Annotated in this window: 17 protein-coding genes; 12 read left to right on the top strand and 5 right to left on the bottom strand. The window is 71.6% G+C overall.

The window, feature by feature from the left end; translation table 11 throughout:
• Positions 1–257 precede the first annotated feature (257 nt).
• Positions 258–770: a stress protein gene (locus AC3EQ1_RS08795; RefSeq protein WP_432093732.1), complete on the bottom strand. Its 513-nt coding sequence runs from the start codon at positions 768–770 to the stop codon at positions 258–260.
• A 365-nt stretch (positions 771–1135) separates the two neighbouring features.
• Between AC3EQ1_RS08795 and AC3EQ1_RS08790 the strand changes: the two genes are divergently transcribed.
• Positions 1136–3004: an AfsR/SARP family transcriptional regulator gene (locus AC3EQ1_RS08790; RefSeq protein WP_432093731.1), complete on the top strand. Its 1869-nt coding sequence runs from the start codon at positions 1136–1138 to the stop codon at positions 3002–3004.
• Between the two features lie 99 nt (positions 3005–3103).
• On the opposite strand, the gene AC3EQ1_RS08785 is transcribed toward AC3EQ1_RS08790, so the two are convergent.
• The gene (locus AC3EQ1_RS08785) at positions 3104–4021 is read right to left on the bottom strand and encodes a S1 family peptidase (RefSeq protein ID WP_432093730.1); all 918 of its coding nucleotides are present in this window, start codon (positions 4019–4021) and stop codon (positions 3104–3106) included.
• 606 nt (positions 4022–4627) lie between these two features.
• The gene (locus AC3EQ1_RS08780; protein ID WP_432093729.1) at positions 4628–7489 is read right to left on the bottom strand and encodes an FAD-binding and (Fe-S)-binding domain-containing protein; all 2862 of its coding nucleotides are present in this window, start codon (positions 7487–7489) and stop codon (positions 4628–4630) included.
• Positions 7490–7869: 380 nt separating this feature from the next.
• Between AC3EQ1_RS08780 and serC the strand changes: the two genes are divergently transcribed.
• A complete protein-coding gene (gene serC, locus AC3EQ1_RS08775) occupies positions 7870–8988 on the top strand; it encodes a phosphoserine transaminase (RefSeq protein WP_432093728.1) in 1119 nt (372 codons plus the stop codon).
• 137 nt (positions 8989–9125) lie between these two features.
• On the opposite strand, the gene AC3EQ1_RS08770 is transcribed toward serC, so the two are convergent.
• Entirely contained in the window at positions 9126–9668 is a 543-nt protein-coding gene (locus AC3EQ1_RS08770) for a DUF4232 domain-containing protein (protein WP_432093727.1), read from the bottom strand.
• Between the two features lie 341 nt (positions 9669–10009).
• Between AC3EQ1_RS08770 and AC3EQ1_RS08765 the strand changes: the two genes are divergently transcribed.
• From AC3EQ1_RS08765 to AC3EQ1_RS08750, 4 genes are all read left to right on the top strand, one after another.
• On the top strand, positions 10010–10414 hold the full coding sequence (locus AC3EQ1_RS08765) for a PPOX class F420-dependent oxidoreductase (protein ID WP_432093726.1): 405 nt from the start codon (positions 10010–10012) through the stop codon (positions 10412–10414).
• A gap of 291 nt (positions 10415–10705) precedes the next feature.
• The gene (locus AC3EQ1_RS08760) at positions 10706–11371 is read left to right on the top strand and encodes a hypothetical protein (protein ID WP_432093725.1); all 666 of its coding nucleotides are present in this window, start codon (positions 10706–10708) and stop codon (positions 11369–11371) included.
• Positions 11372–11436: 65 nt separating this feature from the next.
• Positions 11437–12408 carry a hypothetical protein gene (locus AC3EQ1_RS08755; protein WP_432093724.1) on the top strand — a complete coding sequence of 324 codons (972 nt, stop codon included), beginning with the start codon at positions 11437–11439 and terminating at the stop codon, positions 12406–12408.
• Between the two features lie 251 nt (positions 12409–12659).
• A complete protein-coding gene (locus tag AC3EQ1_RS08750) occupies positions 12660–13322 on the top strand; it encodes a DUF2238 domain-containing protein (protein WP_432093723.1) in 663 nt (220 codons plus the stop codon).
• Between the two features lie 169 nt (positions 13323–13491).
• Here AC3EQ1_RS08750 and AC3EQ1_RS08745 read toward each other — a convergent pair whose 3' ends face one another.
• Positions 13492–14499, bottom strand: a complete 1008-nt coding sequence (locus tag AC3EQ1_RS08745) for a hypothetical protein (protein ID WP_432093722.1) — start codon at positions 14497–14499, stop codon at positions 13492–13494.
• A 90-nt stretch (positions 14500–14589) separates the two neighbouring features.
• Between AC3EQ1_RS08745 and AC3EQ1_RS08740 the strand changes: the two genes are divergently transcribed.
• From AC3EQ1_RS08740 to AC3EQ1_RS08715, 6 genes are all read left to right on the top strand, one after another.
• Entirely contained in the window at positions 14590–15777 is a 1188-nt protein-coding gene (locus AC3EQ1_RS08740; RefSeq protein ID WP_432093721.1) for a helix-turn-helix domain-containing protein, read from the top strand.
• Positions 15778–15854: 77 nt separating this feature from the next.
• A complete protein-coding gene (locus AC3EQ1_RS08735) occupies positions 15855–16232 on the top strand; it encodes a DUF6415 family natural product biosynthesis protein (RefSeq protein ID WP_432093720.1) in 378 nt (125 codons plus the stop codon).
• Positions 16229–16417, top strand: a complete 189-nt coding sequence (locus AC3EQ1_RS08730) for a hypothetical protein (RefSeq protein WP_432093719.1) — start codon at positions 16229–16231, stop codon at positions 16415–16417. The genes AC3EQ1_RS08735 and AC3EQ1_RS08730 overlap by 4 nt, the downstream gene beginning before the upstream one ends.
• Positions 16418–16584: 167 nt before the next feature.
• Positions 16585–16707: a hypothetical protein gene (locus AC3EQ1_RS08725; RefSeq protein WP_432093718.1), complete on the top strand. Its 123-nt coding sequence runs from the start codon at positions 16585–16587 to the stop codon at positions 16705–16707.
• Positions 16708–16788: 81 nt separating this feature from the next.
• Positions 16789–17259 carry a hypothetical protein gene (locus AC3EQ1_RS08720; protein WP_432093717.1) on the top strand — a complete coding sequence of 157 codons (471 nt, stop codon included), beginning with the start codon at positions 16789–16791 and terminating at the stop codon, positions 17257–17259.
• A 158-nt stretch (positions 17260–17417) separates the two neighbouring features.
• A complete protein-coding gene (locus AC3EQ1_RS08715) occupies positions 17418–18101 on the top strand; it encodes a GDSL-type esterase/lipase family protein (RefSeq protein WP_432093716.1) in 684 nt (227 codons plus the stop codon).
• Positions 18102–18215: the final 114 nt, after the last annotated feature.

Genomic DNA, 18215 nt, shown 5'->3' with positions numbered 1-18215 from the left:
GTGCCCCCGCCGGCCGGAGCCGAACGGGGGCACTTTGCTGACCAAGGAGCGGCGTTGAGGGCGGCTGCGCGGGGGCAGCCGGCTACGCAGGAACCCGGAAGCCGGAAGCCCGGACCCGATCGGCACCCGGCCCACGCGCCCCGCCTTCCGTCTCCCGCCCTCTCGGAAAGGAACACGGAAAACGTGAAACGGCCCGCCGGAAATTCCGACGGGCCGTCACCACGGAAGCAATGGCCGAAATGTATCCGGCCGGCGCATCAGGCGTGGCGGAAGAACTTCACGTAACCGCCGTTGTCCGGGCGCTCCCACAGGCCCTTGAAGGCCCAGTTGATGTAACCGCCGTCGCCGGTGTTGGTGAATTCGCCGTCCTCGAAGACCCAGATGCCGTAGACGACACCGTCGTAGGTGGCCGAGCCGTAGCCCTGGACCCCGTTGAGGTGCTCCTCGTAGCCCTGGCTGAGGTTCATCACCATGACGTTGTACTTCTGGCCGCTGGCGTAGAACGCCGACTCCATGAGGTTCTTGACGAAGCCCTCACGGTTCTGGGCGGTCTTGATCGACGCCTCGATCTTGTTGGCGATGCCGAGGACGTCGACGTTCATGTTCAGGTTGGCGTTCGCGCCGACGCTGACCGGCGACTCGCCGGCCGCGGCGGCCGCCGCGGCCGGGGACGCCGAGGCGGTCGCCGGGAAGGCGACGGCGGTCGCGGTGAGCGCGGCACACAGCGTCACGGCGGCGAGGCTCTTCTTCACAATGCTGCGGGGGGACATGGTTCTCCTCGTTCTCTGCGGGACTGCGGAGCCATTTATCCGACTCACCGGTAACACAACTGGCGAGTAACGGAGATGGGTCCGGAATCGTGCGGGATTGGTCCGCTCGGTCCGAACGGGAACGATGCTTCGACGCCCCGCTCATGATCGGCTCACAGCCCGCTCACACCACCCCGAAAGCCCTTCTTCGGCGTTCCGCTTACGATGTCGTCCAGATGGCGAGATAACCGGGTACCCCGAAGCAACCCTGCTCTCTCCGGAACGTCTTTCGAGGCACAAGACCGTTTCGGCGCAAGCCTGTTCAGCAAGAGGGAACTCGAGGCACGATGGTTCAGTTTCGGCTACTGGGGCCGGTTGAAATCGAGATGAACAATGGCCGGCTGATCCCGCTGGGTTCGGGGCGGATCCGCACCGTGGCGGCGGTGCTGATGAGCGAGGTCAATCAGGTCGTCCCGGTGGGCCGGCTGATCGACCTCGCCTGGGACGCGGAGCCGCCGGCCCGGGCGCGGGGCGTCGTCCACAACCATGTGCACCGACTGCGGCAGTTGCTGGCCGGACACGCCGAACTCGTCACCCGGGGCACGGGATACGCACTGGCGGCCGACCCCGTCACGGTGGACGCCACCCGGTTCCGGCACCTGGTGGCCGCCGCGCGCGGCGCCGAGCCGCACCGGGCCGTGCCGGTGCTGCGCCAGGCCCTCGGGCTCTGGCGCGGGGACGCCCTGGCCGACGTCCCCGGCGAACGGGTGCGCCGGATGCTCGGCGTGGGGCTGACCCAGTCGCGGGTCGCGGCCCTCCAGGACCTCGGACGGCATCTGCTGCACCTCGGCCGGCACGGCGAGCTGATCACCGAACTCACCGCGGGAGTGGCGGAACACCCGCTGCACGAGGAGCTGACCGCGCTGCTCATCCGCGCCCTGCAGGCCGACGGACGGCAGGCCGAGGCACTCGACCAGTACTACCGCGCGAAGCGGCAGCTCAACGACGAACTCGGCATCGACCCCGGGCCCGCGCTGCACGGCGCTTATCTCGCGGTGCTCGGCGGGGAGACGGTGCCGGCGCGGCCGGTTCCCGCCCCCGGGCGCCGGGCACCGGTCCGCGCCGCGTCCGCCGGCCCGTTGACCGTACGCGGCGGGCCCGCGCCCGGCGGGCCCTGGCACGACCGGATCGCCGGCGTCCGCAGCGGGCCGGCCCCCGCCGACGACGTCTGGCGCCCGCCGGCATCCGTCGCCGCCGCCGCACCGATGCCCGGCCCCGTACCGGACTTCTGCGGCCGGGAGCGGGAACTCGCCGCCCTGGACCGGGCCGCCGCGCCGCCCGGCGCCGGGTGCGTGGTCCTGGCGGGCGGGGCCGGCACGGGCAAGACCACCCTGGCGGTGGAGTGGGCGCACCGGCGCCGGTCCGACTTCCCCGACGGTCAGTTCTTCCTCGGCCTGCGGGGACTCGGCCCGGAGCCCCGCGAGCCCGGGGCGGCCCTGTCCCTGCTGCTCACCGCCCTCGGCGTGCCGGAGGAATCGATTCCGCCCGCTGGGGAGGACCGTTCGGCGCTGTACCGGTCGCTGGTCGCCGGCCGCCGGATCCTGGTGGTCCTGGACGACGCGGGCACCGTCGGCCGGGTGCGCCCCCTGCTGCCCGCCGCCCCGGGCTGTCTGACGGTGGTCACCAGCCGCAGACGGCTGACCCCGCTGGCGGTCCGGGACGGCGCCACCCTGGTGACGGTGGGCCCGCTCGCCCCGGACGACGCGCTGGCGATGCTGGGCTCCGCGCTGGGCCCGCCGCGGATCGCCGCCGAGGTGGACGCGGCCCGGCGGGTCGTCGGCCTCTGCGACCGGCTGCCGCTGGCGCTGCGGATCTCCGCCGCCCGGCTCATGGCCCACCCCGACTGGAGCCTGGAGTGCTGGGGCCTGCGGCTGACGGACGAGCGGCGGCGGCTGACCGAACTGTCCGCGCCCGGCGAGGACTCGGCCATGGACGCCGCGCTCCGCCTCAGCCATGACGCGCTCTCGCCCGGCGCCGCGGGGCTGTTCCGCGTCCTCGGGCTGCTCCCCGGCCCCCGGATCGAGGTCTCCCGGGCCGCCGAACTCGCCGGGCAGGACCTGGACCGCACCCGCCGCGAACTCGCCGAGCTGTGCGACGCGCATCTGCTCCAGGAGCACGTCACGGGCCACTACCTCCGGTCCGACCTGGTCCGGATCTATGCGCGGCAGCTGGCTCTCCCCGGCCCGGCCGCATGAGGGCCGGGCCGGGGACGGAGCGTCAGGTGCCGCCGCGGCTGCGGTCGGCGAGAAGTCGGCGGCCGGGATGCGCGAACACCGGCCGCCCGCCCGAGCGGGTCAGCGGCCCAGGTTCTCCTTCACCCGCTTGCCCTCGGCGGACTCGCCCAGGGTCTTCCACAGCTTGGCGGAGCTGAGGGAGGTGTAGACGCCGGGGGCGCCCTGCGCCGCGCAGCCGTCGCCGTAGGAGACGATGCCGGTCTGGATGGGCTCCTCGCGGCCGGGCACCGTGCGGAAGATCGGGCCGCCGCTGTCGCCCTGGCAGGAGTCCTTGCCCTCCACGCCGGCGCAGAAGTTGACCTTGGAGTTGTACTCCTTGTAGCTCACCTGGCACTCGGCGTGCGAGAGCACCGGAACCTTCACCTCACGGAGCCGGTCCGGGGTGTGCGGGATATCCGTGTCGGTGTTGCCCCAGCCGATGACGGTGGCCTTGGCGCCCGGGCGGATCAGCGCGTCCGTGCCCGAGGTCGGCATCTTGGCGGGGGCGATGCCCTTGACCGGCTCGGCCAGTTCGATGAAGGCCATGTCGTAGGCCGCGTCGCCCTTGCTGTAGCGGGGGTGCACCACGAGACCGGAGTCGCCGGGACCCTCGGACTTCCGGACGTTCCGGACCTGGCCCTGCTCGGAGTCGGAGAGCACCGTGCGGCCGACGGCGACCTGGAGCTTCTTCGGATTCTCGCCCTCGACGCAGTGCGCCGCGGTCATGACGACGTTCGGCGCGATGAGGCTGCCGCCGCAGAACTGCCGCTTGAGGGCGTTCCCGGAGCCCTTGTGCAGCAGGGCGGCCATGAACGGGTACGCGTCGTTGGACGCGCCGCTGCCGCCGACGATCCGCGTGCTGGGGCGCGAGCGCTCGCCGGACGGGGCGTCGGCCTGGGCCGCCGGCGCGGCCGTCGCGACGAGGGCCGCAACCGCGGCGGACGCCATACCGGCGGCGGCTATTCTCCGGGCGTTGCGACGGGAGGAAGAAATGCGCATGGGGGGTCTCCTCTGTGCGTAACGAAACTCCGGCAAGCGGAAATGGGGGCTCGCGGAATCGAGCCCGACATGCTTGGGGAGAAGCGACGTTGAGCAACCCTAGAAGTCGCCCGGCGGTCGCGTCAAAGAATTCCCGGAGGAATTCCGGTTGTTCGGCACAGGGAATGCGATGGGAACGCGGCGGGCCATTCTTCACGCCGCTCACTCAGACGCGGAACCGGCTCCCGAGGTTGATCCGGAATCCGAAGTTCTTGGTACGGGACGGGCTTTGTGCGGGGCGGGCTTGTACGGGGCGGGCTTTGTACGGGTGGGCTTTGTACGGGTGGGCTTCGTACGGGGTGGGCTTCGTACGGGGCGGAGGCGGCCGGTGACCGGCAGGGCGCGGAGCGGGCGTGCGGGATTCCCCGGGGAGTTCGGCGGGAACCGCCCCGGGCGTTCGGCGGGAAGCCCCGGCCGTTCGGCGGGAACCGCCCCGGGCGTTCCGTGGGAAGCCGCCCCGGGGTCCGCGGGCGTCACCGGGCCGACGGCACGCGTGCCCCGGGCGTCCCGGCACCCGGCACCCGGCACCCGGCACCCGGCACCCGGCAGGAGGTTTCCCCCTGCCCCTCACAAGTGCTCCGCGAGCACCTCCGCGAGGTGCCGCCCGCGGCGGCCGGACAGCTGGTCGAGCTGGGTGCGGCAGGAGAAGCCGTCCGCGAGGATCTCCGTCCCGGCGGGCGCGGACCGCACCGACGGCAGCAGCTGTTCCTCCGCGCAGGCCACCGACACGTCGTAATGGCCGTGCTCGAAGCCGAAGTTGCCCGCCAGGCCGCAGCAGCCGCCGCTCAGCTCACCGGTCAGCCCGGCCCGTTCCCGCAGCCTCCGCTCCGCCGCGTCCCCGAGGACCGCGTGCTGGTGGCAGTGGGTCTGGCCGGCCACCGGGCGGTCCAGCCGCGGCGGCTCCCAGTCCGGCGCGTACTGGTCCAGGGCCTGCGCGAAGGTCCGCACGGACGAGGCGAGTTGCGCGGCGCGCGGATCGTCGTCCACCAGCTCCGGGAGGTCCGTCTGCAGGGCCGCCGCACAGCTCGGCTCCAGCACCACGAGCGGCAGCCCGGAGCCGAGCACCGGCGCCAGCGCGCCCAGGGTGCGCCGCATGACCTTCCGCGCCCGGTCGAGCTGCCCGGTCGACACCCAGGTCAGCCCGCAGCACAGCGCTCCGCGCCGGGGCGCGGGCGGCAGCACGACCCGCAGCCCGGCCGCCTCCAGCACGGCCACCGCCGACCGGCCGACCGACGGCGCGAGGTGCTCGGTGAAGGTGTCCGGCCACAGGACGACCGTCCGGCCCCGCTCCGCCCCGGCCTGCCCGCTGCCGGGCGGACCCTCCCGCTTCCGCCACCACCGGGTGAACGGCTCGGGCGCCAGCTCCGGAACGCTCCGCTCCGGCGCGATGCCGCCGAGCCGTTTGCCGATACCACCCAGCGGACCGCGCGCCGCCGCGTTGAGCAGCGGGGCCGACCGCAGTGCCGCCGCCGAGCGCAGCCACACCGGCAGCCACCCCATCGCGTAGTGGGCCGCCGGGCGTACCCGCCCCTCGTAGTGGTGGTGCAGGAACTCCGCCTTGTAGGTGGCCATGTCCACCCCGACCGGGCAGTCGCTGCGGCACCCCTTGCAGCTCAGACAGAGGTCCAGGGCGTCCCGCACCTCCGTGGAGCGCCAGCCGTCGGTGACGACCTCGCCCGCGAGCATCTCGTGCAGCAGCCGCGCCCGGCCCCGGGTGGAGTGCTGCTCCTCGCCCGTCGCCCGGAACGACGGGCACATCACCCCGGCCCCGGAGACCGCGGTGGTACGGCACTTGGCGACGCCCACGCACCGGCGCACCGCCGCGGAGAAGTCGCCGCTGTCGTGCGGGTAGCCGAACTCCACGTCGACCGGCTTCCGGGGCAGCGACGCGAAGCGCAGGTTCTCGTCGAGCCGGTCCGGCCGGGCCAGGATGCCCGGGTTGAGCCCGCCCGCCGGGTCCCACAGGTCCTTGAACTCCTCGAACGCGCCGACCAGTTCGGTCCCGTACATCCGCGGCAGCAGCTCCGCCCGCGCCTGCCCGTCACCGTGCTCCCCGGAGAGCGAACCCCCGTGCTCCACCACCAGGTCGGCGAGGTCCTCGGAGAAGTGCCGGAAGCGCCGCACGCCGTCCCGGGTCAGCAGGTCGAAGTCGATCCGGACGTGGATGCAGCCGTCGCCGAAGTGCCCGTACGGCGTGCCGCGCAGCCCGTGCTCGGCCATCAGAGCGCGGAAGTCCCGCAGATAGCCGCCGAGCCGGGCGGGCGGCACCGCGCAGTCCTCCCAGCCCGGCCAGGCCTCGCTGCCGTCGGGCATCCGGGTCGCGGTCCCCGAGGCGTCCTCGCGGATCCGCCACAGGGCGCGCTGCCGGGCCGCGTCGGTGACCACGTCGTGGTCGGTGGTGCCGTCCGCGGCGGCCCGGCACAGTGCGTCGGCCCGCGCCCGCGCCTCCGCCGCGTCGGCGCCGCCGACCTCGACGAACAGCCAGGCGCCGCCCTTGGGCAGCCGGGCCGCCGCGGCGCCGGGCACCAGGTCGGAGGCCATGCCCTCGACGGTCAGCGGCCCGTGCGGCAGCAGGGTGTGCGCGGCGTCGGCGGCCGCGCCCTCGTCCTCGTAGCCCAGCACCGCCAGGACCCGCGCGCCGGGCGCCTCGACGAGCCGGACGCTCGCCTCGGTGAGCACCCCGAGCGTGCCCTCGCTGCCGGTGAAGGCCCGCGCCCAGTCGGCCCCCTTCTCCGGCAGCAGCTCGTCCAGGGCGTAGCCGGAGATCCGGCGGGGCAGCTCGGGGAAGCCGGTGCGCAGCAGCGCGAGGCGCGCGGCGACCAGGGCCTCGGTGCCGTCCCGCAGCCGTGCCGGGAGCCCCGCGGTCCGCTCGCCGCGGCCCAGCCGGACGCGCTCGCCGCCGTGGGTCAGGACGTCCAGCTCGTGCACGCTGTCGGCGGTGGTGCCCCAGGCGACGGAGTGCGAGCCGCAGGAGTTGTTGCCGATCATCCCGCCGAGGGTGCAGCGGGCGTGGGTGGACGGGTCGGCGCCGAAGGTGAGCCCGTGCGCGCCCGCCGCCCGGCGCAGCTCGTCGAGGATCACCCCGGGCTGGACGACGGCGGTCCGGTTGTCCGGGTCGACGGACACGATGCGGTTCATGTGCCGGGTGAAGTCCAGCACCACGCCCACCCCGGTGGCCTGCCCGGCGATCGACGTCCCGCCGCCGCGGGGGACGACCGGCAGCCGGTGCTCGCGGCAGACGGCGAGCGCGGCGGCGACGTCGTCGGCGTCCCGCGGCGCGACGACGGCGTCCGGGACCCGCCGGTAGTTCGACGCGTCCATGGTCATCAGTGCCCGGCTCGTGGAGTCGAAGGAGACCTCGCCACGGACCGCTGTCCGCAGCGCCCGCGCCGCGTCCGGGGAGAGCTCGCTGTCCCTGCGCCTGTCCATGGGCCCAGCCTGCCCGAAACCCGGCCGCCTTCACCTGTGCGGACGGTGAAGGATCCGTAGGGCGGACGGGTGACGGGGCCATTGTGGGGACGGCGGAGGGGCCGTCGTACGGACGGTGACGGGGCCGCCGGGGCCGCCGGAGGGGAGACGGTGAAGGGGCCGCCGGAGCCCGCCGTGGGGACGGTGAAGGGCCTGTCGGCGCCGCACCACGTTCAGCCACCCGGGGCCCCGGCCTGCGCATCCCTCGCCGGCGCCGGCCCCGGACCCGCGCCCTCCGCACGGCGCCGCGCCCCCGGCGGCCCCCTCGCAAAGCGGAACGGTATGTCTCATCCGCTGGACTCGGCCCTGCCACCCCGCCCGGACGGACTAGGCTGCCCACCGTGGCTGAGATCCAGATTCCCGCTGACATCAAGCCCGCCGACGGTCGTTTCGGCTCGGGCCCGTCCAAGGTGCGTACGGAGGCGCTCAGCGCCCTGGCGGCCACCGGAGACTCCCTCCTCGGCACGTCCCACCGCCAGGCCCCGGTGAAGAACCTGGTCGGCCGGGTGCGCGACGGCGTCCGCTCCCTGTTCTCCCTGCCCGAGGGCTACGAGGTGGTGCTCGGCAACGGCGGCTCCACCGCCTTCTGGGACATCGCGACCCACGGACTGATCGAGAACAAGTCCCAGCACCTGTCCTTCGGCGAGTTCTCCTCCAAGTTCGCCAAGGCCGCGGGGCTCGCCCCCTGGCTGGCGGACCCCACCGTCATCGCCTCCGACCCCGGCACCCACCCCGAGCCGCGGGCCGAGGCCGGTGTCGACGTCTACGGCCTCACCCACAACGAGACCTCCACCGGTGTCGCCGCCCCCATCAAGCGGGTCGCGGGCGCCGACGAGGGCTCCCTGGTCCTGGCGGACGCCACCTCCGGCGCCGGCGGCCTGCCCGTCGACATCACCGAGACCGACGTCTACTACTTCGCACCGCAGAAGTCCTTCGCCGCGGACGGCGGTCTCTGGCTCGCCGCCTTCTCCCCCGCCGCCCTGGAGCGCGCCGCCCGGATCCACGCCTCCGGCCGCCACATCCCCGAGTTCTTCTCGCTGCCCACCGCGATCGACAACTCGCTGAAGAACCAGACGTACAACACCCCGGCCCTGGCCACGCTCTTCCTCCTCGCCGACCAGCTGGACTGGATGAACGGCAACGGCGGCCTGGACTGGGCCGTCGAGCGCACCGCCGACTCCTCCTCCCGCCTCTACGGCTGGGCCGAGAAGTCCCCGCACGCCACCCCGTTCGTCACCGACCCGGCCAAGCGCTCCCAGGTCGTCGGCACCATCGACTTCAACGACGACATCGACGCCGCCGCCATCGCCAAGGTGCTGCGCGCGAACGGCATCGTGGACACCGACCCCTACCGCAAGCTGGGCCGCAACCAGCTCCGGGTCGCCATGTTCCCCGCCGTCACCCCCGCCGACGTCGAGGCCCTGACCGCCTGCATCGACTACGTCATCGACAAGCTCTGAGGCGTCACCGCACCTCGTTCTCCGTCGCACGGGCCCCGGAATCCGCGTTCACCGCGGATTCCGGGGCCCGTACGCGTGCGCGGCCACGCCGCACGGCTACCCCGGCTCGCAGGGAAGCTCAGCGGCTGTCCCGTCGGTCACAGCCCGACCGGGTTGAGGTAGGTGGCCGGGTGGGTGGCGCCGTCCTGCTTGAGGATCTGGCCGCCGAACGGCCACTTCAGGGTGAAGTGCTCCGTCTCGTTCGGCGGGGTGACCAGGAACTTCGCCGGAACGAACTTCTCCTTCTGCGGCGTGGACCCGGCCACCGGGAGCAGGGTGATGCTGAAGTCCACCGTGTCCCCCTTCTCCAGGGTCATCTTCTCGGGCCGCTTGGAGGAGCGCGCCAGCGACCAGGTGCCGTCGGTCCCCTGAGCGCCGACCATGTCGACACCGGCGAAGCCGGACAGGGTGCAGGTGCGGTTGCTCCGGTTGCTGAACCAGATGTGGGCCTGGGTCTGCTTCTCGGTCTGCTCCATCTCCGGCCTCGCGTCCTCCCCCATGGCGAAGCCGGCCTTCAGGTCGGCGGTGTGGCAACGGGTCGGCTGGGCCTTGGCCGGGGCGGCCGCGGCCGGGACGGCGGTAGCGGCGGTGCCGGCGACGACGACGGCCGCAAGGGCCACGGCGGTCAGCTTGCTCTTCATGTCGGGTTCCCCTCCGATACGAATCGGCGCACGAGGTCATTGCGCGCCGTACGCACCTGAAGATGCGCAAGGCCCGGGGGAGGTTCGGTGCGCCGAGGAACCTTTTCAGGACAAACCGGGGAACCTTTTCACGACAAAAGGGGGCGCGGCTCACGACGCATGGGGGCGCGCGGCCCGTTGTGGCGCCGCGGGGAGGACACCGCGATCACTTGCCATCCCGGGCACGCCGACCCGGTTCACCCCAGACTGGGCGACCTACGCTGCGGTGAAGGCGCAGCGGCGCACGGGGCTGCGCCGACCCTCCGGATGACGTCCGCACCGCTCTGTGCCTCCATGGAGGCATGGCCACACCAGGACTCGCACCGTTCGTGCGGCAGGGCTGCGTCCTGCTGACCACGCACAAGCGGGACGGCACGTCCGTGGGGACGCCCGTCCACATCGCCGTCGAGGGCGACCACGCCTACATCCGCACCTTCGGCAAGGCCGGCAAGGTCAAGCGGATGCGCAACTTCCCCGAGGTGGAGATCGCCCCGTGCACCCGCTTCGGCAAACCGACCGGCCGCACCCGCCGCGCCCGGGTCCGCCTGCTCGACGCCGGAGGCGGCGAGAACGCCCACGCCGGCGCCCTGATCGAACGCAAGTACCCGGTGGTGCAGCGCTACCTCGTCCCGGCGGCCCACCGCATCCAGCGCGACCGGACGCTCCACTACGAGCTGCGGCTGGTGGAGGGCGAATCGGCATCCTGACCCGCGGCCGTGCACACCAGCGAGCGCCGGCTCAGCTCCGTCGGCCCGGTGTCGTCTGCGTTCTTACGGGGCGCATCTCGGCAGTCGGCAAGCCCAGCACCACATCCCCCGTGTACTGGACAGCCATAGTCATCGACCCACCACGCAGGAACGTCACTGTCGGTATATCCCGGTGACGGCGGACCCCGTCCTCTCAAGTCATCACCCTGCGCGGTGAATCCATGACGGATTGGTGCACACCGCTGTAGCGTCCAGACGTACATGACAACTTCACCATCCAGGGAGCACACCGTGCGCCGTCGCACCACGTCCGCCCTCTCCGTGGCGGCCGCAGCCTTCCTTCTCGCCGCCTGCGGCGGCGGGACGGAAAAGAAGAGCGACGAGATCTCCGGCGCGAACAAGGGCCAACCCTCGGCTTCATCGAGCACCTCAACGGCCGACGACCACGTCAAGCGACCGAAGATGCCATTCCCCGGCGACTACAAGTCGATTGCCGACTGGAAGGCGCCGACGGATTCTCAACAGGCAGCCGCGCTGAAAGACGCCCTGAACTTTTCAGTGGCCATCCGTCACGGCGTCATCGAGCAGGATGCGAATGATCCGGCATACCTCTTCTATGCAGCCCCCGGAAGCGCGAAAGAATACGCCAAGGATCAAATTCAGAAGCACATCGACGGGGGCTGGACGCTGACCGGCACCGAGCGCTGGAGCCGACCCGAAGTCAGAGTTTCCCCGGACGGCAAAAGGGCAGCCGTAAGCTTCTGCCATGACCAGTCGAAACTGTACGGCAGGGAAGTAAAGACCAAGAAGGTTCTCCGGACGAAGGAGAGCGACAAGGACTACTCCGTCTTCGAGCTGGTGATGGAGCGCGCCCCCGAGGAAAATCTTTGGCGGGCCAAGTCGATTGAGGTCAAGGGGGAGGCCACACAGTGCAAGGACGTTTCGCAACAAGACTGACCGTCTCCGGACTACTGGCTGTCTCGTTAGCCTGCCCGGCAGCCCCGGCGTTCGCCGGGGACCCGGTGGACATCACCACCCCCGCCAAGGGAGGGCGGAAGGACGACACACTCTACGCCCAGGCCGCGAAGATCTCCTACGACACCTCGAAGAACGGATCGGGGCGTTCGACGGGCGGCCTGACCGTGTCCGGAAGCAATTGGACTCCGCCTCCCTGCTGGTACGCACCGTTATGGAACCCCAAGGAATTCGCGAAGAAGACCGAGAAGGAGTACAAGGAAACCCTCAACTACCCCGGACAGGCGAACTACGCGAAACGGGCCGTTGACGAGTATCGCCGGGAGTACAAGGACGGCAAGTACAAGAACTACAACAAGGACAAGCAAGGAAAGGGCATGTGGTGGGCCGCGGTGGAGAACCCCGCGGAGCCGGATGTCCTCAAAAGGGGATCCTGTGACCGGCTGCCATTCTGGGCAGACAACGGTAAGACCCCGAACGTCGAGAACGCAATCGATCCGGAAATCCTTGCCGGGCTGGCATACCAGCAGATCAAGGTCCCCGAAAGCAGAATCGAGCTCAATCCGGACGACCGTCAGACGGTCAACCTCGCGACCTGGGCCTGGCTGGACAGAGCCACCTTCAAGCCAATTTCGGTCACGGCCTCTGTCACCGGGGGACTCAACATTCAGGCGACCACCACCGCAACGCCGGTCGCACTCAAGCTGGATGCGGGAACCAAGGACGTCGAATTGCACCCGTCATCCGGCGAATGCCCGATCGGCAAGGACGGCAGCATCGGCCGGCCCTACTCCAAGGGAAACGCCGAACGGACTCCCCCGTGCGGACTGACCTATCTGCGAGCCACATCGGGCACCGCGCCGTACAAGCTCAGAGCGACCATTTCCTGGAAGGTCGAGTGGAAGGGGACCGGGGGCACGGGCGAACGGCTGCCGGACGGAGCCTTCGGCACCGACCAGGAAGTCACCGTGCAGGAAGCCCAGGCCGTCGTCGGCTCACGCAGCGGCACCGGTTCATGACCTCTGCACCAGCGGCCTGAACAGGGTCCGCGCCGCGGGGCAGGCCAGTCGCAGACCGGTGGGTGCCGGGCCGTCCGCCCGAGGCCCGGTACCCACGGTGTGAGGCCGCCAATCTGGGGTCCCGTACTCATGACAGCGCCCCGGCCCGCCCCTGATGCTGGCCTGGCCCGGCGCTCCTCGCGCCGGTCCGTACCGATGTCTCATCCGTACCGATGTCTCCGTCCGTACCGATGTCTACGAGGGCTGATCGAATGGGTGCCGTGTCCGTCCCCCGAGCGCTGCCCCCGGCGCTGGCCGCCGGCGTGCTCTGCGCGCTGGTCCTCTCCGGGCTCCAGCCGCACGACCGGCTGACCTGGGTCCTGGAGACGTTCTGGGTGATCGTCGGCCTGCCACTGCTGGTGCTGCTGTGGAGGCGGTTCCCGCTCACCCCGCTGCTGTGCTGTCTGCTCGCCGCGCACGCGCTGGTCCTGATCGTCGGCGGGCACTACACCTACGCCGAGGTCCCGTTCGGGCACTGGCTGCAGGACACCCTCGGCCTGGAGCGCAACCCCTACGACCGGATCGGCCACCTCACGCAGGGCTTCGTGCCCGCGATCCTCGTCCGCGAACTGCTGGTCCGCACCTCGCCGCTGCGCGGCAGCGCCTGGCTGGCGCCGCTCACGGTCTGCGGCTGCCTGGCGTTCAGCGCTTTCTTCGAGATGATCGAGTGGTGGGCGGCGCTGGCGGGCGGCGCGTCGGCCGACGCCTTCCTCGCTACCCAGGGGGACGAGTGGGACACCCAGTGGGACATGGCCTGTGCGCTGATCGGGGCAGTGCTCGCGCTGACCCTTCTCAGCCGGTTCCATGACCGCCAATTGGCCCGCCTCACGGCCCCGGCCGACGCCCCGGCTGCCCCGCCCGCGGTCCCGGCCTGATCCCGCTGCGGCCGGCCGCACCACAGGCCCACCGGCGCACCACAGCCCCATCGCCGCACCACGAGGCCGGGCGCCGCGCCCCGAAGCCTGGCACCGCACCACGACGCCTGGAACCGACCACGAGCCCGGCCGCCTGGGCTGCGGTGCCGCCGGGGCTGCGGCGCGGCCGTCACCGTCGGCGGAAGATCCGGCCCAGCCCCAGCAGCAGCACGGCCACCCCGGCCACCAACAGCGCGCCCACCACCAGATTGAGGTCGGATTCGAGACTGCTGTCGCTGTCGTTCCGGTCCCGCGCGCCGGAGGAGCCCTTGCCGTCCTCGGACTCCTCCTGCTCCGCCGAGTCGGGCAGCAGCTCGCTCCGCAGATCCACCCGCGTCACCCGGGACCGGGCGCCCTCCGTGCCGTACATCAGCGCCCGGCCGTCGGGCGTGAAGGTCACCGACTCGCCCTGCCGCTGTATCGGCAGGCTGGGCTGCCCGAGACGCTCCGGGGCGCCGTCCTTCCAGCGGTACTCCAGCGCCGAGAAGTAGCTGCGGACGGCGAGCCGGCTGCCGTCGGGCGAGAAAGCGGCGTCGGTGGCCCACAGGTCGATGTCGGCGATTCGCTCGAAGGTGTTCACCCCGGACGCCGACATCCGCTTCGGCCCCGCGAACAGCCCGCCGCCGTCCTCGTGCTTGCTGATGATGTAGACCCGGCCGGTCTTCGGGTGGACCAGCAGCGACTCCGCGTCGCGCGGCCCCCCGTCGTAGCGGACGGTGTAGCGCACCGGGGTGACCGTGGTGTCCCGCAGCTCCTTCGGCTCCTGGAACTGGTAGATCCACACCTCGGGCCAGCCACCGCCCAGGTTGTCGCCGATGTCCCCCACGTAGACCCGGCCGCCGGGCCCGACGGAGATCGCCTCGACGTCCCGGGTGTCGATGCCGCTGAGCGTGACGGTGGCGACGGTGCGGCCCGTGGCGCTGTCGACCGCGTAGACGTACGGGCCGTCGTCGCTGTCGTTGTGCGTCCAGTAGATCCCGGGGTGCTCGCGGCTGGCGGCCAGCCCGCTGGACTCGGTGATCCGTTGGTCCTCGATGCTGAACGAGGACGGGCCGTCGGGATCGGCGGCCGCCGCGGGCACGGCGGCCGGAACCACAACCAGGGCAGCGGCGCCGAGGGCGCACAGAAGCGAACGCATCCCTCAAGATTGCCACCTGCCGGACATCCGCGGTGCCACGCGAACCGGCCGGGAGTACCGTTCTGATGTCGAGTCAGAACGGAGTTCAGTATGCCCGAGCACACTGACATGCACATCGGCACTCGTCTTCGCGAGGTGCGCAAGCGCCGCGGGATGACCCAACGGGACCTCGCCGGAGCCTCGAAGGTCTCCCTCTCCCTGATCCGGAAGCTGGAGCAGGGAGAGGTGTCCGACACGCGGATGGAGACCGCGCGCCGTCTCGCTGCCGCCCTTCGCATCCCCACCACAACCCTGCTCACCCGCGACGCTGCCCCGGCAGCCCGCGGCGTCGCCGACCAGTGGGCTCCCGTGCGCGCCGCACTGGGCGCGCCTCACACCTGGACCGGACCGGACGATGAGCCGACGGTAGCCGGAGTCTCCGACGCGCTCACCGCCGCTCTCCCGCTCTTCTCCGGCGACAAGTTCGCCGAACTGGCTGTCGTTCTCCCTGCCTTGCTGCGCGACGCGGATGCCGTGGCGGAGACCGATCCCGAGGGGCGAGCGGTCCGCGTCCGGCTCCTCCAGCTCACGGGCTGGCTCCTCACCCAGACACGGCAGTACGACACGGCGAGCGAGGCCCTGGCTCGCTCACTCGATGACGCCGGCGACCGGCTGCAAGGAGCCGCGTCGGTCAACACTTTGTGCTGGCTACTACTCCGCCAGGGAAAAGTCGCCGAGGCCCGGGAGCTGGCGACTCGATGGGCGGACGACACCGAGCCGCGCCTCTCCCGGGCGACGCCGGCTGAACTGAGCGCGTGGGGCTGGATGCTGCTCCGCATTTCGGCGTCCGCGGTCCGGGACAACCGTGAGGGGGAGGCCTCAGACGCGCTCCGACTCGCCCGCTCGGCGGCCGTCGCGCTCGGCCGTGAGTATGCGCCCCGCCACGACTTCCTCCGCACCTTCGGCCCGGTGACGGTGGCCATGAAGCGGACGGAGAACGCCGCCGTCAAGGACCGCCCCGACCGTGTGCTGAGCCTCGCGTCGACGCTGCCCACAGACCGCCTGCACCCCACGTCGAGCAACCGGAACAGGCACCGCCTCGATGTCGCGAGCGCGCACACCTCGATGCGTCAGTACGCCGAGGCCGTCGGCGTCCTGGCCGAGATCCGGGAGGAGTCGCCGGAATGGCTGCCGCAGCAGCAGTACGCGCGGGACATCCTCAGCCGGATCGTGGCGCGTCGGCGGACGCTGACGCCTGAGATGCGGTCACTCGCGGACGCAGTCGCGTTGCCGCTGTAACTCCCCTGGGTACTTCCGGGCCTGACACCGCGTGAGTGCCATGGTGACCCCCGCCACACCGCCCGTACCGTAACGGCATGAACACAGACCGTGTCTGCGGGCGAGGTGACGGGGACGCAGTCATGTCCTCGCCATCCGTCGACGAGGCCGCGATCCAGGACACCGTGGTCCGGTCCTTACGAACCGCCACCGGCCGGATCGACATGGACGAGCTGCGCCGCCTCGAACAGCAGCTCCTCGCCCACATCGCGCTGCTCTACCCCGCCGCCGACGCCGCGACCGACAGGCTCTGGCGCGGCAGCATCGGCTGGTACACCCGACGCGCCACCCTCGACGGCATACGACGACAGGCCGAACAGGGCCTCGGGGACGGCCCCCTCGCCGCACACATCCAGGTCTCCGCCCTGGCCCGCGACTGCCAATGGCTCCTCACCCAGCACCGGGAGGGCCGATGACGCGCCAGGTGTGCCACTGGCACCAGGGCCACACGGACCGGCCCACCCTCATCGCCCTCATCGAGACCGGCAGCGGTCCCGGCGCGATCCTCTACGCCTGCCCCGACTGCATGCACGTCCACCAGCTCCTGCCCTTCGCCCCGGCCGCGAGCGGCGCGCCCGTCTGCCCCCGGCGCCCCACCTGAGACAGGGCCGTCGGCGGCCGGTTCCCCCTCGCCGCCGACGGCCCGTACGACCCCCGTCCCGGTCTCCGGGATCCGTGGACAGGTCAAGAGAGCAGGGCGGGGCGCAAGTGCACGACGTCGCGAGGACGGTCCTCACGGCGGAACCGCACACGAAGGGATCACCGACCATGAACCCGGAGAAGCTGGCCGTCCTGTACGGCGACGAGGAGAACTCCCAGGGGGAGACCGGCGCTGGCTCGGACGGCCAGGAAGGCAACCCGAACCAGGGCTGCGGCGACAGCAATCGCTGACCGGCTGGATATCTGAACCGGGGCGCCCCGCTCGTGGAAGAGTGAGCGGGGCCCCCACCCACCCCCGCGGAGGACAGGACCATGGCTCGACGAATCACCGGCATCAGCCGCGTCATCATCGCTCCCTTCACCGTGCAGTGGCCCAGCGGCCGGTGCCTCCTGGCGTACGCGCGCGAGGGCGAAATGGCAGTCGTCGCAACGGTCCCCTCTCCCGAGCACGAGCACGGCGACACGTCGCTGTGGGACGTCGCGGCCCGGCACCTTCCGACGAATGTCCTCGACCAGAACGAGGGTTACACCAAATGGCTGATGAATCACGGGTGGGGCATGTCGGTCACCCCGCCGACCGGAAGCCGGGGCCTGGATGTGAATGGTTCGCCCTGGACGGTCGAGGTCTACAAGTCTCACGTCCTCAAGAGCCCGTGCTATTCGTCGGACGGCGCGCATATCGGGCGACTCACGTTCGAGGATCAGGCGTTAATGCAGAACGCTCGGGCCCTGCTGGATGTGCCGACGCGGTACGACGGGGTTCGACTGGGGCAAGTTGCCTGAGCTGAGGGACCGCTCAAGCCGCCCCCGCTGCCCCGTGACGGACAGCTGGCGCCCGAACCCGCCATCATCGCCCCGCCGCCCCGCCCCCGTAACCGGAACACCCCCGCGTGGCCATCGTCACGTCGCAGGCCGGGGCCGCCATCCGGGATGATGGTCCGATGCGAATCATGCCGGTCGGCGACTCCATGACGATCGGAAGCGCCGGCGAGCACACCTGGCGCTATCGGATGTGGCAGCACCTCAACCGGGAGTTCGGCGGCCCGTACCGCATCGTCGGGCCGCGCACCGGGCTGCACGACCCGTACTCCGGCGCCGCCGACTCCCAGGCCTACGCCGACCCGGACTTCCCCGAGCGCGCCCGGTGCCATCTCGCGGGCTGGGGCGAGGGCTGGCTGCACATGGCGCCGCTGATCCGGGAGACGGTCGCCGAGCACCGCGCCGATCTGCTGCTGGTCTCCCTCGGCCTGATCGACCTCGGCTTCTACACCGACGCGGAGCAGACCGCGGCCAACGTCCGTGTCTTCGTCGCGGAGGCCCGCGAGGCCAACTCCCGCATCCGCATGGTGCTGTTGCCGGTGATACCCAACATCCGCGCGGAGTCCGACCCGCCGTTCGCCGAGCAGTGCCGCCGCTTCAACGAGTTGCTGGCGAAGACCGTCGCCGACCTGGACTCGCCCACGTCCCCGCTGCTGCTGGCGTCCCGCCCGGAGGGCTACGACACCCAGCGCGACACCTACGACGGGACGCACCCCAACGCCTCCGGCGAACACCGGCTGGCCGCGGCCTACGCCGACGCGATGTACCAGGCGTGGGACCTCGGCGGCCCGTACGAGCCCCGGTAGAACCTGGCCGGGCGATCATGTCGCCGTTCCCGAGCCGGTCGACGGCAGCCCTCGTCACCTGCCTCCGACGCGGCCCGGGATCTGGCTACGGACATCACCCCGGCACGTCCTGGC

The sequence above is a fragment of the Streptomyces sp. bgisy100 genome, assembly GCF_057709105.1.
This window is presented reverse-complemented; position numbering and strand designations above follow the sequence as displayed.